A 15,924-nucleotide genomic window follows, 5' to 3' on the forward strand; every position below is an offset into this window, starting at 1 on the left:
GGTGGTCCTCCTTTAGCGAACAACGTCTTGAAAAACGGTTAATTCATTTAGTATATCTTTATTGACATCGACGCCTAATCCTGGCTTTTCGTTTAGACGAATAAATGGTATGTCGTAATATAAATCTCCAATATCTTTCGTGAACTTTAACGGTCCTGTTAGTTCAACGCTTGTGATGATTTTTTTCGAAAAAGCAACATGGAATCCAGCAGAAGATGCAACAGATGATTCAACCATGGAGCCAACTTGGCATTCAATTCCGGCCATTTCAGCTTGATGAGCGAGTTTCACAGCGGGGTATATACCGCCACATTTCATTAATTTAATATTCACTTTATCAGCGGCCTGCATTTGAATAATTTGGCGCATTTCACGGGAACTTTTTAGTCCTTCATCAATCATAAGTGGAAGGTCTGTTTTTGAGCGAATATAGGCCATTGCATTAATATCGTCAGCTATAACTGGTTGTTCAATCCAATCAATGTTCAAGTGTCCGAGTGAGCGTAATGCAGTTAACGTAGTAGCACTATTTTTCCAGCCTTGGTTTACATCCACGCGAATTGCGATATCATTCCCTACTCGTTCACGTACAGCTTCAATTCTCTCAACATCTTTTTGAACATCTGTTCCGACTTTCATTTTAAAAGAGCGATAGCCTTTATTGATCATGGAAGCAGCTTCTTCTGCCATAGCTTCTGGGGAGGCGATACTTAAAACATGAGTAATTGGAAACACTTCATGGTAACGGCCACCAATCAATTGATAAACAGGCTGATTTAACTTTTTCCCAATTACATCAAAGCAAGCAATATCAATCGCAGCTTTTGCGGTAGGAACACTATAAATAGTTTGATTCATGATGTCATGTATCTTCTCGATATTCATTGGATTCACACCTAGCAAGGCAGGAGCTAATGTATGTTTTAAAACTTGAAAGGTACTTTCCCATGTTTCGCCTGTAACGTGATCATCAGCTACTCCTTCACCGTAACCGACAATACCTTCATCTGTTTCAATTTTTACAATAATAGAAGGCATATCATGGTAAGTGCCGTAGCTGATAATAAATGGATCACGAAGTGGTAAACGAATTGCATAAAGATGAATTGCTGTAATTTTCATTGTATAATCCACGTCCTTTGTATCATAAATGTAAAGTTGCATATATTCTTAATTAGACTAATGATGAGTAATTTTTTAAAAGAATTTTCAGAATTCTTATCTTAATTACCTTATTATATTTCAAAAGAAATGAAGGGACAATCTCTTGACATTTGCGTGAATATTCAATATGTTTTTCGAAATAGGATTTTTATAAATGAGAAAACTGCTTCGAATTTAGGAAGGAGAAAGGGAAAGTGAAAACAGTAGAGCTTCAAGATCGTTTAAACGAAATTTTTCAGCATTTACACGAGAATCCTGAAATAAGTTGGAAAGAATATAATACAACGGCCTATATTACGAAATTTCTAGAAGAAGAAGGAGTTTCATATAAAGTATTTGATGATAGCCCTGGAGTTATAGCTGAAATGGGGAAAGGGAAACCAGTTATCGCCATTCGTGCTGATATGGATGCATTATGGCAAGAAGTAGATGGGAAATTTAAAGCAAATCATTCTTGTGGTCACGATGCTCATATGACGATTGCGATGGGACTTATTTTGCAGTTGAAAAATGAGCATTGGCAAAAAGGAACTGTCCGATTTATTTTCCAGCCTGCAGAAGAAAAAGGAAATGGTGCTTTAAAGATGGTGGAGAAGGGAGCGGTGGATGACGCTGATTTCTTATTTGGTGTTCATTTACGACCAATTGAAGAATTACCTTTAAAAAAAGCAGCACCATCTATTCGGCATGGGGCAGCGGGATTTTTAGAAGCGAATATACACGGGGATGATGCGCATGGGGCACGACCACATCAAGGTGTGAACGCAATTGATGTTATTTCTATGATTAATATCGGATTAAAAAACATCTGGCTCTCACCGCAAAAATCATACTCTGTCAAAATGACGAAATGCCAAGCTGGTGGAGATAATTTAAATATCATTCCAGGAAATGGGCAATTCGGTTTAGATGTAAGGGCGGAGAGCAATGTATTGCTAGAAGAGTTAACGAACAAGATAGAACATGTCATTCAATCAGCTGAATCAATGGGAACGAAGATCTCTTACGAATGGGTTGATATTGCACCTGGGGCAGAGGTATCGGAAGAGGCAGAGCAACTCATGCGGAAAGGAATTCTTGAAATATACGGAGAAGACGGATGCACACCGCCACTTTTTACTACAGGAAGTGATGATTTTCATTACTATACGGTCAAAAGGCCGCATTTAAAAGCTGTTATGTTAGGATTAGGGGCAAATTTAAAGCCCGGGTTACACCACCCTTATATGAAGTTTGATCACGCTTGTATAATCGATGGAGTAGAGATAATGAAGCAAACTGTGTTGGAAGCTTTAAAATAATATTGGTTTAAAGTAAACGCCTGATTTTATCAGGCTTTTTTTCTATGTTGTATAATAAAAAGTATTATTTCTTAATAGGAGAAAATCAATGAACGAACAATATTATGATGCGATATTAAATATAAAAACAGTAGGAGAGCAAAAGGGATTCAATAAGTCTCTGCATTATCATCGCTATGAACCAACACCATATAGCGGGCTAGAAATATTATTAGATCAATATGAAATGAAAAGCAGTGATCGGATTGTTGATTTTGGATGCGGAAAAGGCCGGCTGAATTTCTATATTCATCATGCATGTGGTGCGTCAGCTGTTGGAATAGAAATGAACGAGATGTTCTACAAAGAAGCAATGGGAAATTTAGAACGTTATGCGAAGAAATCGAGAAATAGTAAAGATAAAATTCAATTTCAATGTTGCTTAGCGCAAGAATATGAGATTGATCCGCGTGACAATCGATTTTATTTCTTTAATCCATTTTCAGTGCAAGTGTTTATGAATGTAATCAATAATATATTGCTTTCGGTGGAGGAAGTAGAGAGAGAAATAGAGATTATTTTATATTATCCATCGGAAGATTATATCTTTTTCTTAGAGAATCAAACGGCATTTGAATTGAAAGAGGAAGTTAGATTGCCTGGGGTGTATGAGCGGAATGGGAACGAGAGGTTTTTGGTTTATGGATTGAGAAGCTAGAAGGAGTAAAAAGATAAATAGTAAATGTCAGCGAGTATTTAGAATTAAATACGGTGAACGGTATCATAAATAAAACACAATGAAGTACAGGATGTTTGAACTTTGCTCATTATGTAAGATTGATAGGGGATAAAGCGTATTAAATAAAAAGGAAGCAAGAAACTCTTAAAATACAAAAGTAGCTTCCCGTTTTCATATAGGAAAACATTGACTCCCATCCTCAACAAGCTATAATAAAAACTAGATGTTCGTTTCAAACAAAATATGATACAAAAAGAACATATAACATAGATTGAAAAATACTTTCAATCTATTATTTTTACGGCTTTTAGAAAACGCTTACATTTAGTGTGGAGGGAGAAACCATGTCTAAGTTCGCAGAGTATTTTTTAATGGAAGCTAATAATGTTATTGAGTATGTGAAAGAGAAGTTACCAATGTTTGAAAACGCAAAAGATTTGCAGTGCAAGGAAATTGGGGATGGCAATTTAAATTATGTGTTTCGTGTTTGGGATAAGGAGAAAGGAACTTCTGTCATTGTGAAGCAAGCCGGAGATACGGCGCGTATTTCAGATGAGTTTAAGTTGTCCACGAATCGAATTCGCATTGAGTCAAACGTTTTGCAGTTAGAGGGGAAGCTGGCACCTGGGCTTGTACCAGATGTGTATTTATTTGATAGTATGATGAATTGCTGTGTGATGGAAGATTTATCAGACCATACGATTTTACGGACGGCACTGATTAACCATCAAATGTTTCCAAAGCTTGCGGATGATTTAACTACTTTCATGGTAAACACGCTTTTATTAACATCTGATGTAGTGATGAATCATAAAGAGAAAAAGGAACTTGTGAAAAATTATATCAATCCAGAGTTATGTGAGATTACAGAGGATCTTGTGTACTCGGAGCCATTTACAGATCATAACAAGCGCAATGAGTTGTTTTCGATAAATGAAGGTTGGATTCGGGAGCATATATATGGAGATGAAGCACTTCGTATGGAAGTAGCGAAGCTTAAGTTTTCGTTTATGACGAATGCGCAGGCACTACTTCATGGTGATTTACATACTGGCTCTGTGTTTGTACGAAAGGATTCTACAAAGGTCATTGATCCAGAATTTGCTTTCTATGGTCCGATGGGATATGACGTTGGGAATGTGATGGCAAATTTAATATTTGCTTGGGTGAATGCAGATGTAGCAATGGTTGATGGAGTGGAAAAAGATACCTATATGAGTTGGCTGGAGTCTACGATTATAGATGTAATCGACTTGTTTAAGAAGAAGTTTTTAGAAGCGTGGAGCACACATGTAACAGAGATTATGGCAAAGGAAACTGGCTTTGCTCGTTGGTATTTACAATCTGTGTTAGTGGATACAGCGGCTGTGACGGGTTTAGAGTTGATTCGCCGCATTGTTGGATTAGCAAAGGTGAAAGATATTACATCGATTTCAAGTGATGAAGCTCGGGCGGGAGCAGAACGGATTTGTTTACAGGCAGCGAAGAAGTTTATTTTACGAGCAAATGAATATAAAACAGGCGCTAGTTTTTTACAAACGTTAAAAGAGCAGTCTGTCCATAGTGCAAAGTAAGGAGAGAAGATGATGACAGAGCAATTAATACCAATTCAGTGGAAAGATGATGCTTTAGTTTTATTAGATCAAACTCTATTACCGAATGAGGTAGTCTATGAATCTTTTACAACAGCTGAGGGTGTATGGGATGCCATTCAAGTAATGAAAGTACGCGGGGCACCGGCGATTGGTGTTTCAGCAGCTTACGGTGTGTATTTAGGCGTAAAAGAGACATCCGAAGATTCAGTGGAGTCATTTATAGAAGAAGTAAATAGAGTCTGCACATACTTAGCGACATCTCGACCGACAGCGGTGAACTTATTTTGGGCACTTGAGAGAATGGAAAATGCGGCAAAAGAACATTCCCATTTATCTATTGCTGATTTGAAAAATAGGTTATTAGAGGAAGCAAAAGGAATTCATAAAGAAGATGAAGAGATTAACCGCCAAATTGGGGAATATGCATTAACATTGTTCCAAGATGGCATGGGTGTACTAACGCATTGTAATGCAGGTGCTTTAGCAACAACGAAATATGGTACTGCAACAGCGCCGATGTACCTAGCGAAAGAAAAGGGATGGGATTTAAAGATTTATTCTGATGAGACACGTCCTAGATTACAAGGATCTACGTTAACGGCACTAGAACTGCAGCGAGCTGGGATTGATGTAACAGTCATTACGGATAATATGGCGGCAATGGTTATGTCACAAGGGAAAATTGATGCAGTTATTGTTGGCTGCGATCGTGTAGCGGCAAACGGTGATGTGGCAAATAAAATTGGAACGCTTGGTGTATCCATTTTAGCGAAATATTATAACATTCCATTTTATGTTGCAGCACCGACTCCGACAATTGATGTAAAAACACCAACAGGTAAGGAGATTCCGATCGAGGAGCGTGATGCTTTTGAAGTGATTAACCGCTTTGGGCAATATTCAGCTCCAAAAGAAAGTAAAGTATATAATCCAGCGTTTGATGTAACGCCGCATGAGAATGTAACAGCAATTATTACGGAAAAGGGAATTGTTAGGGCTCCATTTACCGAGAATTTAAGAAAGTTATTTTAGTAATTATGAAATATATAAGTACAAATTGAAAAACTGATATAAAACCTTTCTTTTTAGATGGGAGAGAGCGTCCGTCCATGCATAGAAGCGGTCAGAGCCTCATTCTGCCCCATACCAAGTTAAAAAAGGGAGAGAAAACGAGTGCAGATCATGTGTTGTTTTCCTAGCAGTAACTTATATGTGAAAACAAAAAAGGAGTTATCCTTAAAAAACGATCTAAAACCTTTCTTTTTAGATGGGAGAGAGCGCCTGTCCATGCATAGAAGCGGTCAGGTCCTCTTCCTGCCTCATGCCAAGTGAAAACAGAGAGAAAACAAGTAGCGATCATCTTTTGTTCTTCGTAGTAGCGACTTATATGTTGAAAAATCAAGATGGGTTTATATAGAAAATTGCTTATGTATATTAGACATATAAGAAAATAACTAAAAAGAGGACCGATTATCATGTCTAATTCACCGGTAGAGAGAAGAAATAAAATCATTGAGATACTTGAACAAAGGGAGCACGTGGAAGTTTCATATTTAAGCGATGCATTTCAAGTATCATTAATGACAATAAGAAGAGATTTAGAGAAGCTTGAAAAAGACGGCAAAGTCATTCGGATGTACGGTGGTGTAAAACTAAAAACAAAGCGGGTATATGAATATTCGATGGAAGAGCGTCTAAATAGTAATAAGAGAGAGAAGTTAGCAATCGCACGTGAAGCTGCTAGGTTAATTGAAGATTGTGATGTCGTTGCGTTTGATGCGAGTACAACAGCCCTTGAGGTAAGTAAACTTATTAAGGATCGCAAAGATGTAACGGTTGTGACAAATAACCTGAGCATTGCGATTGAACTAGCAGATGCGCCAGAGGTTGTCGTCATTTTACTTGGTGGCTTTTTACGTGGAAAATCCTTATCTGTTATGGGAGCTTCTTTAAAACAGTATTTAGAGGCAATTTATATTGATAAAGCTTTTATTTCAAGTAAAGCACTTAGTTTTCATGAAGGCTTAACAGATACAGCTATTGATGAAGGAGAAGCGAAGCAAGCGATGCAAGCGATGCTTAGCAAATCGAGTGAAGTCATTGTTTTAGCAGATCATACGAAGCTCGGAAAGGTTGCTTTCTATAAGGTTTGTGATAAACAGGGTATTACAAAAATTATCACAGATGAGCTCATACCGTTGACACCACTGCAGCAAGAATGTATTAACAGCTATAAAGAATATGGTACACCTATTATTCTAGCAAACTAGTCGTCACAGAGTTCACACCAAGGGGGATGTATATATATGTTACTACAAAAAGAAAGAGAAGAGATTGTAGAGTATGGAAAGAAAATGATCGCTAGCGGATTAACAAAGGGGACTGGCGGTAATATTAGTATTTTTAATCGTGAACAAGGTCTTATTGCAATAAGTCCAAGTGGTTTAGATTATTTTGAAACAGTGCCTGAAGATGTAGCTATATTGAATTTAGATGGTGAAATTGTGGAAGGGGATAGAAAGCCTTCTAGTGAACTAGATATGCATCTTATTTATTATAGAAAGCGTGAGGACATCAACGCACTTGTTCACACGCACTCCCCTTACGCAAAAACAATAGCATCATTAGGATGGGAACTTCCTGCGGTATCTTATCTGATTGCTTTCGCAGGGCCAAATGTACGTTGTGCGCCGTATGAAACATTCGGAACAAAGGAACTAGCAGAAGCGGCTTTTGAAGGAATGATTGATCGCCGTGCGGTTTTACTTGCTAATCACGGCTTAATGGCCGGTGGGAACAATATAAAAATGGCGTTTACTGTTGCGGAGGAAATTGAATTTTGCGCGCAAATTTATTATCAAACGAAGTGCATTGGAGAGCCAAAATTGTTGCCAGAGAAAGAGATGGCAAGATTGGCGAAGAAGTTTGATGGGTATGGGCAACAATAGAATTAGTAAATAGAAAAAATCCCTCGAGAACAAATCGACTCTCAAGGGATTTTATTTTTATTTCTTAAGTAACAAATACATAAAATAAGGAGCACCAATCAAAGCGACCATAATCCCCGCTGGAATTCCACTTGGCTCTACAATATGACGACCAATTGTATCTGCAAGTAACAATAGCCATCCCCCGATTAAAATGGCAACAGGAAGAAATAATTGATGCCTCGGCCCGACTAAAGATTTTGCGATGTGAGGAGCCATAAGTCCGATAAAGGCGATTCCCCCTGTGACTGAAACGGCAGAAGCTGCTAATGCAACGGCTGCTATAAGGAGTGAGCGGCGTTCTTTTTCGAGTGCGACACCAACACCAATTGCTACATGCTCATTTAATGCAAGGAGATTTAATCGGTTTGCTTTATAGAAAGTAAATGGAATGAGTACAGCTAGCCATGGAATGAGTGCGAAAACAAAAACCCAGTCATCTCCCCAAATGTTTCCGGCAATCCATTTTACGATAAAGTCTACTTTTGCACGTTCAGCAGATGAAATAAGTACAATCATCGTTCCGGAAAGAGCGAACGTAAATCCAATTCCTGTTAATGTCAGTCTTATCGGTTGAAGCCCAGCAGTTTTACTGTATGAAAATCCATAGATGAGACAGGCTGTAATAAAGGCACCGATAAATCCAACGATTGGTAGCAAGTAAACAAATGAGCCTGCGTCTATTGGAAAATATAAAAAGAAAAGGGCAATTGCAACGCCTGCCCCTGAGTTAATACCGATAATACCAGGCTCGGCTAGATCATTACGCGTTATACCTTGTAGTATAGCTCCTGATAAGGCAAGTGCCATACCAGCTAATAGTGTAATCACAATTCGTGGTAATCGAAGAGAAAATAAAATAAATTCTTCTTTAAATGTACCTTGGCCAAAAAGTGTAGGTAGCAGTCTATCATAGGACAATGAAGCTGCTCCTAGGCCCATTCCAATTGTAATGGTTGCTGTAATAAGCAGGAGTAAGGCAAGTACGATTACTCGTTGTTTTTTAGATTGTTGAATCATGAGAACGACCTTCCTCCTTTACGTACGATGAATAGGAAGAATGGTAAACCTACAATTGCGATAATGGCCGCTATTGGTGTTTCATATGGAGCGTTGATTGTGCGTCCAAGTGTGTCAGCTAATAGCATAAAAGAAGCACCAGCAATGGCAGACATCGGTAGCACAAATCGATAGTCTGGTCCGACAATAGGGCGGACCATATGAGGTACCATTAAACCGATAAATGCCATATTTCCAACAAGTGCAACAGAAGCACCGGCAAGTAAAATGATAACGATAAAAAGAATGATTTTAATGACGATGATTTTTTGACCGAGTCCTATTGCTACTTCTTCGCTTAAGCTAAGAATCGTCAATTTCTTTGAAAATAAGATTGCAATGAATATACTGATTGAAATAACTGGAACAATGACCTGTAATTGGTTCCATGATGTTCCGATTACGCCTCCGGCAGTCCACATGGATACATCTTGTGAGATTTTAAAATAAATCCCGATTCCTTCTGAAATCGCGACTAAAAATGCTGAAACCGCGGCGCCAGCAAGTACAATACGAAGAGGAGAAAGCCCGCCTTTTTTCATCATACCAATTCCGAAAACCATAATGGCGCCGATAGCAGCACCGATAAAACAAGCAATCATTATATAAAAATAGTTTACAGAAGGAATAAGGGCAAGTGTAATTGCCAAGGCAGCGTTGGCACCACCAGTTAGCCCGAGTAATCCTGGATCAGCGAGTGGATTTCGCGTTATACCTTGCATAATCGCACCAGAAACAGCGAGCCCAGCTCCAACAAAAATGGCTGCAATTTCACGTGGTAAGCGAAGTTCACGGATAATGGAGAACTTTTCTCCATTAGCGTTAGAAGTCAGCGCTATCCATACATCCTTTATAGTGGTATCTGCTGCGCCAAATACCATGGCAACCATAAATATAATAAAGAACACAATGGTTCCTAAAATGAGCTTGTATACAAAGGAAGTGGAACGTAGATTGTCTTTTGTCATTAGTTTCACATCTTTTCTTTTCATAGAATAAAGGAAGAGGAATTCTTTAAATAAGAATTCCTCATTGTTGTGTTATTTACCAAGAAAGCTTTTCTTGAAGAAATCTAGTTGGAAATCTAATGTGATTGGATCATTAAAATAGAATTCTTTCGCGTTTATTTCAAATGCTTTATTGTTTTTAACAGCTGGAATGTTTTTGTACGATTCTGTTTCTTGGAATGAATTATTCGTATCGTTGTTTTTACTTATAATTAAGTAATCCCCAGCATACTCAGGTAGAACTTCAGCAGATAATGCATAGTAGCCATCTTTTAGCGCTTTTTCTTTTACTTTTTCCGGCATTTTTAATTTCATTTCTTGATACAGGATTTCTGTTCCACGGCCCCAGTTATCGCCGAATACATAGATTTGTTTGTCGAAGTTTTCAATAACAGAAACGGTTGTATCTTCACCAATTTTTGCTTTAATATCTTTTCCTGCAGCAGCAGCACGTTTTTTGAAATCATCAACCCAAGCTTTTGCTTCTTTTTCTTTATTTAGTAGTTTACCGATTTCTAAATGTTGTGTTAAGTAGTCAACTTTCCCATATGTGAATGTTACAGTAGGAGCGATTTTCTTTAACTTATCGATATTTTTAATGTTTGATAAACCAATGATTAAATCTGGATTTAATTCGATAATTTTTTCAACATTTTCATCAGATACTTCTGTAACATCTTTTAATTTATTCTCAAAACGCGGATTCATTTTAGACCATGAATCTACACCAACAAGGTTTACACCTAAAGACATTACGTTACCTGCGAATGATGATAGTACAACAACGCGTTTTGGATTTGCAGGAACTTCAACTTTACCATTCTCAGATTGGTATGTAATTGTTTCTGATTTGCTTCCCTTTGCATTTGAATCGTTTTTCTTATCTGTCGAACCGTTGCTACAAGCACTCATAACGAGTACGAATAGAACTGTCAGTGAAATGAATAACTTTTTCATTTTTTCTTTCTCCTTTTTATAAAATTGTATGTAGTATATAGCTTTCTAACGGGATAGATGTCTTGCACTTAGTAGCTAAGGAATCTTATAAATCTTGATATTGAGATTTATTATAATAAAATACTTGAGGGATCTATAAATAAACGAGCCGCTATTTTCCCTGCAAATTTGTTAATAGTTTACAAAATGATAATGATTATCAATATCGATTCTTTAATAATATAATTTTATATTTTTCTATTGTCAATAGTTATTTTGATTGAAAACCTGAAGGGAAAAGGTTATATTTTATTGAGAATGATAATCAATTATATTTGATGCCTGGGAGTGAACATAAATGAATCCAGAAGAATTATTTGATGTGACCGTGATTGGAGGAGGTCCAGCAGGGCTTTACTCAGCGTTTTATAGTGGGCTTAGGGAAATGAAAACAAAAATAATTGAATTTCAACCACAGTTAGGTGGGAAAGTACATGTTTATCCTGAGAAAATGATTTGGGATATCGGGGGATTGCCACCAGTTACTGGAGCGCAGTTAATTGAGCAGCTTGTGGAGCAAGGGTTAACATTTCATCCAGAAGTAGTGTTGAATGAAAAGGTAGAGTCAATCACTCGGAATGAAGAGGGAGTTTTTGTGCTAACAACTTTCTCTGGTCAAAAGCACTTTTCAAAAACAGTTATTGTAGCTACTGGAAGTGGAATATTAAAACCACAAAAGTTAGCAATTGAAGGTGCAGAGAGGTTTGAAGTATCAAATTTAAATTATACTGTCAAATCTTTAAAGGGTTTTAAAGATAAGACTGTAATTATTTCAGGTGGAGGAAACTCAGCGATCGATTGGGCAAATGAATTAGAGCCCATTGCGAAAAAGGTTTATTTAACATATAGAAAAGATGCCTTAGCTGGTCATGAAGCACAAGTTACTCAGCTTATGAATAGTTCAGTGGATTGTCTCTTTAATACGTCGATTACAAAGTTGATGGCTGATGATAATCACAAAGAAATTGAATATATTGAGTTAACGAATCATGAAACAGGTGAAGTTTCTCATTTACCTATTGACGAAGTCATTATTAATCATGGGTATGAACGTGATATGACATTATTGGAAAATAGTGAACTAAATGTTGAAATCGTTGATAATTATTTTATTGCCGGGAGTGCGAACAGTGAATCTTCAATAGAAGGGCTATATGCTGCCGGAGATATTTTAAAGCATGAAGGGAAATTGCATTTAATTGCGGGTGCTTTCCAAGATGCTGGAAATGCTGTAAATAAAGCAAAACAATTTATTCAACCAGATGCGAGTGAATATGGAATGGTTTCTTCCCATAATGATGTTTTCAAACAGCGTAACCGAGAACTTATTAAGCAAATGATGAAATAATGGGTCGTGTTGAGAAGTTTAAAGAGTGGAAAGAAATACATAGAGAAGAATATGTAAATGAATTATGAGAGATTTGAAATAAATATCTTTTTAATAGATAAACACCCAGTTACTTTCCTAATCTTTATTAAGTAAGGAAGTAGGCTGGGTATTTATATAATTACTATGTTTTTTATCATTTGTATTACACTGGTTTCTTCAGTTCACGTCTTTTACATGTATTTTGAGAAGAGAATACATGTAAAAGACGTGAACGTTTGATTTGTAAATCTTTTTTTGTGGTTCATATTTTTTATAGACAAGGAAAATTATGCTGTTCCTTGTGCGTACTGATCAGGAAACTGCTTATTTTGCACAGAGGCAATATATTGTTTCCCGTGTTTTCTAGCCATAGATTCTAGTATGTGACGTACACGTTTTGTAAGATGTCCCTGGTTTTGTAACGCTTCACAGTATGCATCATAGTAAGCATATTTAGCCCAAAGGAAATCGTCTTGTTGAAATATGAAATGATGTTTATACCATTCTCCAATTGTATTATAGTTTACGCTTTCATTTGCAGCCTTTGTTTGCTCAATGATTCTTTTTGGTAAAGCTTTAGAAAGCTGAGAAGCAGTATTTGTTGTTTCAGTTTGTAATGATTGCTCTAACATTGTAATGATGTGACGAGTAGCCATATGTTTAACTCTCCTTTGTGTAAATGGATAAATGCCATCTATATTTTTTTAATACTTACTATATTATTATACAATATATGGAATGCATCTACCTGCTTTTTGATTTGTATTTACAAAATCTTTTTATTTTATTTATAAAAATCTTTTATAATAATGTAGACATAAAAAATAATAAGGGAATGAAACAATTGTATATAACGGTAAAAGAAGCAGCAGAATATTTAAATATTCCGGAATCTTACATTGAAGAATTGGTTCAGCAAAAACGAATTCGAGCCGTGTATGACGGTGAGCAATATTTGCTGAATAAAGAACAGTTCAATACGCATTTAGAGCAAATGGAAAAATATAAACAGTTAGTAGAAGAAATATTAAATGAGCCAATTCCAGAGGATATGGATGTAAAGGACGAAGATTAAAACTCATGGGCCTATAGCGTAGTACTCTATGAAAAATGATACAGAATCATTTTTATCCTGCTATTTGTGGGCAGTAATATTCCCACTTTAATTTCAACAAAAGTAAAGAAGCTAGGTGGAGAATAAACTGCCCGTAAAAGCCCGATTGGTGAGGGCTAATATTAATGGAGGATGAAAAATCCTCCACTAAGTAAAGTTTCACTTTATAAATACTGTTTCAAGATCTGTAGGATAAGTATCTTGAAACGGTATTTTTTTATGATGAAATAGTAAAATTGTGTGCATAAATGGTGGCTAATGACATGCTGGGTATTGATAGAAGCCATGCTAGTCTTTTGTACATCAGAGATATACATATTGGATAGATGTACCCCCGTGTTAAAAACATATTTTTATATAATGGGACAATCATAGAGAACGTAACCTGTACAGATACATATACTATCAGTGCAAACGACTTATAAAACAATGAAAGGGGTTTTCTCATGAGCACGATTAGTAGTGATTTGCTGTATGGATTGATTGGAGAGAGTGTTAGAGTGAATCGAGGTGGACCAGAGTCTCAAAAAGGTACAGTGGTCGCAGTGTATTCGGATCATTTTATTTTATTGAGTGAAAACAGAACGTTTTACTATTATCAGTTTCAACATCTAAAAAGTATTACAAAAAATGCGAAAGATGTTGCTGCAGAAATTGGAGTTTTACCAACATTTGCACAAGGTGAAGATTTTCAAGGCTTACTTCAAAATTTAAAGTATCGTTGGGTGAAAATTAACCGCGGCGGTCCAGAAAAGATTGAAGGAATTCTACAAGATGTTTCTTCTGAATATGTGACATTAATTGTAAAAGAGGAAGTTGTACAGATTCCACATTTCCATATTAAAAGTATGAATTATGGTCTGCAAGCACTAGAAGAAGATGATTATCAATCAAATAACCAAAAATCCGATCAGACAGCATATGTTCAATATTCAAGAGCAAGAGCAACAAGACAATCAAGTCGATATAATCGATCCAAATAATAACAAAAGAGGGGAAGGAGGGATGAAATTGGAAAATATATTTCCTGAAAATCAAATAAAAAGCTTGGTTTATCAAGGTGTAAAAGTAAACCTTGGTGGACCAGAAAGCCGTACAGGTGTGTTGCTGGCAGTAGGTGATGATTATCTCGTTCTTCAAGGAAATACAGGAGAGGTCATTTATTATCAACAGAAGCATGTAAAGGGTGTTGTAAAAAAGGCAAAAGAGATAGGGTTAAATCCTTATTTTATTGAGCAATCCTATGCGGATGGTGCAACGTTTCAAGAGATACTAGGTAGTCTTAAGTATAAATGGGTCAAAATTAATCGCGGTGGACCAGAAAGCGTAGAAGGTTTATTAAGTGATGTAAATGAAGAATACGTTACATTAGTGAACCGTGATGAGGTAATTTACGTTATTAACTTTCACATTAAAAACGTAAATCAAATCGTTAAAACTAATAAAGATGAAGAAGAGTAATGTTTGATAAATAAGAGGGGGCAGTATGGAATAGGTAGTGGCGAATGTTTTTTGTTCAATTGCTATTATTTCACTATAGTCTAAATGCCCTCCTCTACTATTCATACAGATAGAAAGAGAGCATTGTGTCACTTTGCATACATGTTTTAGCCCCCTATTATTCTTTTTTAGCTACATGTGAATGAGAGATAAAGAGGAAGTTACGCTTTGGAGAAAGGAGGATACAGGTGAACGAACTAAGCAAAAATATTGGAGAATATATCTATGTTAAATTAATTGGCGAGAAAAGGTTTAAAGGATTATTAATTGATGTAGGCAATGATATTGTTGTTATTTATGATGGGAAAGACTACATCTATATTTCCTTATATCATATTCAATATTATAAATTTTTGGCGAGTCTTGTGACCGAAATACACAAGCCAGAAACAGATTCTGTTATTAAAAGAGAATCACCGTCAATTTCCCTTCGAAAAGTACTGAGCACATCTAAAGGGATTTTTACGGAGATTTATGTAGCTGGTGGTTATCCTATTCATGGTTATGTTGCAAGTGTTATGAATGATTATTTAGTATTCTATAGCCCTGTGTACAAAACAGTATATATTTCTTTAAAACATCTAAAATGGTTAATCCCCTATCAAGAAAATCAAATTCCGTATTCCCTCAATAAAAATGAGCTTTCAGTTAATCCATTAAATATTACACTAGCTAGAACATTTGAAGAACAACTAATCAAAATGGCAAGGAAAATTATGGTGTTTGATTTAGGCGAACATTCAAATAAAATTGGGAAGATGACGAAAATTGAAGATGGTCATATTGAATTGATCAAGGCGCGTGATGAAAAAGTATATTTAAATATTCAACATGTAAAATCGGTTCATTTTCCGTAAGCTTGTTAAGAAGGCTTGCTTTTTCTTTTATGTGTGTAAAAGAAAAGGTCGAGTCTATTTTTATCCCGTAAAAGCCCGATTGGCGAGGGCTAACTATCAGTGAGGGATGAAGACATCTCCTCACTGATTAAATATTTAATCATGGATTAGTAAGAGAGAAAGGTATATTTTTATAATAAAAAATGTGTACGAGCATGTTTATTATGTCCAAGCTATCCTTTCAAAATTGAATAGATTATGTGTTATCTAACTAAATA

16 protein-coding genes are annotated in these 15,924 nt (G+C 36.2%); 11 read left to right on the forward strand and 5 right to left on the reverse strand.

The features are described 5' to 3' along the window. Nucleotides 1-12 precede the first annotated feature (12 nt). Nucleotides 13-1,122, reverse strand: a complete 1,110-nt coding sequence (locus tag C564_RS0119610) for a mandelate racemase/muconate lactonizing enzyme family protein (protein WP_018766505.1) — start codon at nt 1,120-1,122, stop codon at nt 13-15. Nucleotides 1,123-1,358: 236 nt separating this feature from the next. Between C564_RS0119610 and C564_RS0119615 the strand changes: the two genes are divergently transcribed. The 6 genes from C564_RS0119615 to C564_RS0119640 all read left to right on the forward strand — a co-directional run bounded on the left by C564_RS0119615 (nt 1,359) and on the right by C564_RS0119640 (nt 7,726). Further along, on the forward strand, nt 1,359-2,465 hold the full coding sequence (locus C564_RS0119615) for a M20 peptidase aminoacylase family protein (protein WP_018766506.1): 1,107 nt from the start codon (nt 1,359-1,361) through the stop codon (nt 2,463-2,465). 88 nt (nt 2,466-2,553) lie between these two features. Further along, the gene (locus C564_RS0119620) at nt 2,554-3,162 is read left to right on the forward strand and encodes a class I SAM-dependent methyltransferase (RefSeq protein ID WP_003194685.1); all 609 of its coding nucleotides are present in this window, start codon (nt 2,554-2,556) and stop codon (nt 3,160-3,162) included. Nucleotides 3,163-3,527: 365 nt separating this feature from the next. Further along, a complete protein-coding gene (gene mtnK, locus C564_RS0119625) occupies nt 3,528-4,757 on the forward strand; it encodes an S-methyl-5-thioribose kinase (protein WP_018766507.1) in 1,230 nt (409 codons plus the stop codon). A gap of 12 nt (nt 4,758-4,769) precedes the next feature. Continuing rightward, nucleotides 4,770-5,810, forward strand: coding sequence for an S-methyl-5-thioribose-1-phosphate isomerase (mtnA, locus tag C564_RS0119630; RefSeq protein WP_018766508.1), 1,041 nt, complete (start codon nt 4,770-4,772; stop codon nt 5,808-5,810). Nucleotides 5,811-6,253: 443 nt separating this feature from the next. After that, complete coding sequence (locus C564_RS0119635; RefSeq protein WP_018766509.1) at nt 6,254-7,048, forward strand: DeoR/GlpR family DNA-binding transcription regulator; 795 nt, start codon at nt 6,254-6,256, stop codon at nt 7,046-7,048. Nucleotides 7,049-7,084: 36 nt separating this feature from the next. Beyond that, complete coding sequence (locus tag C564_RS0119640; protein WP_003205653.1) at nt 7,085-7,726, forward strand: L-fuculose-phosphate aldolase; 642 nt, start codon at nt 7,085-7,087, stop codon at nt 7,724-7,726. Nucleotides 7,727-7,783: 57 nt separating this feature from the next. Here C564_RS0119640 and C564_RS0119645 read toward each other — a convergent pair whose 3' ends face one another. The 3 genes from C564_RS0119645 to C564_RS0119655 are packed head-to-tail and all read right to left on the reverse strand — an operon-like array spanning nt 7,784 to nt 10,788. Beyond that, nucleotides 7,784-8,785: a FecCD family ABC transporter permease gene (locus C564_RS0119645; RefSeq protein ID WP_018766510.1), complete on the reverse strand. Its 1,002-nt coding sequence runs from the start codon at nt 8,783-8,785 to the stop codon at nt 7,784-7,786. Continuing rightward, on the reverse strand, nt 8,782-9,816 hold the full coding sequence (locus tag C564_RS0119650; protein ID WP_026008634.1) for a FecCD family ABC transporter permease: 1,035 nt from the start codon (nt 9,814-9,816) through the stop codon (nt 8,782-8,784). Before C564_RS0119650 ends, C564_RS0119645 begins: the two co-directional genes overlap by 4 nt. 48 nt (nt 9,817-9,864) lie before the next feature. Further along, nucleotides 9,865-10,788, reverse strand: a complete 924-nt coding sequence (locus C564_RS0119655; protein ID WP_018766512.1) for an iron-hydroxamate ABC transporter substrate-binding protein — start codon at nt 10,786-10,788, stop codon at nt 9,865-9,867. A 337-nt stretch (nt 10,789-11,125) separates the two neighbouring features. Between C564_RS0119655 and C564_RS0119660 the strand changes: the two genes are divergently transcribed. Beyond that, nucleotides 11,126-12,175: an NAD(P)/FAD-dependent oxidoreductase gene (locus C564_RS0119660; protein WP_018766513.1), complete on the forward strand. Its 1,050-nt coding sequence runs from the start codon at nt 11,126-11,128 to the stop codon at nt 12,173-12,175. A 308-nt stretch (nt 12,176-12,483) separates the two neighbouring features. On the opposite strand, the gene C564_RS0119665 is transcribed toward C564_RS0119660, so the two are convergent. Then, nucleotides 12,484-12,852: a hypothetical protein gene (locus C564_RS0119665; RefSeq protein WP_003205643.1), complete on the reverse strand. Its 369-nt coding sequence runs from the start codon at nt 12,850-12,852 to the stop codon at nt 12,484-12,486. 179 nt (nt 12,853-13,031) lie between these two features. Between C564_RS0119665 and C564_RS0119670 the strand changes: the two genes are divergently transcribed. The 4 genes from C564_RS0119670 to C564_RS0119685 all read left to right on the forward strand — a co-directional run bounded on the left by C564_RS0119670 (nt 13,032) and on the right by C564_RS0119685 (nt 15,667). After that, complete coding sequence (locus tag C564_RS0119670; RefSeq protein WP_080547158.1) at nt 13,032-13,271, forward strand: helix-turn-helix domain-containing protein; 240 nt, start codon at nt 13,032-13,034, stop codon at nt 13,269-13,271. A gap of 485 nt (nt 13,272-13,756) precedes the next feature. Then, nucleotides 13,757-14,293 carry a hypothetical protein gene (locus tag C564_RS0119675; protein WP_018766515.1) on the forward strand — a complete coding sequence of 179 codons (537 nt, stop codon included), beginning with the start codon at nt 13,757-13,759 and terminating at the stop codon, nt 14,291-14,293. A gap of 22 nt (nt 14,294-14,315) precedes the next feature. Further along, nucleotides 14,316-14,771, forward strand: coding sequence for a hypothetical protein (locus C564_RS0119680; protein WP_003194709.1), 456 nt, complete (start codon nt 14,316-14,318; stop codon nt 14,769-14,771). 227 nt (nt 14,772-14,998) lie between these two features. After that, the gene (locus C564_RS0119685) at nt 14,999-15,667 is read left to right on the forward strand and encodes a hypothetical protein (protein ID WP_003194710.1); all 669 of its coding nucleotides are present in this window, start codon (nt 14,999-15,001) and stop codon (nt 15,665-15,667) included. Nucleotides 15,668-15,924: the final 257 nt, after the last annotated feature.

The sequence above is a fragment of the Bacillus sp. 105MF genome, from assembly GCF_000374885.1.
Classification (GTDB): Bacteria; Bacillota; Bacilli; order Bacillales; family Bacillaceae_G; genus Bacillus_A; species Bacillus_A pseudomycoides.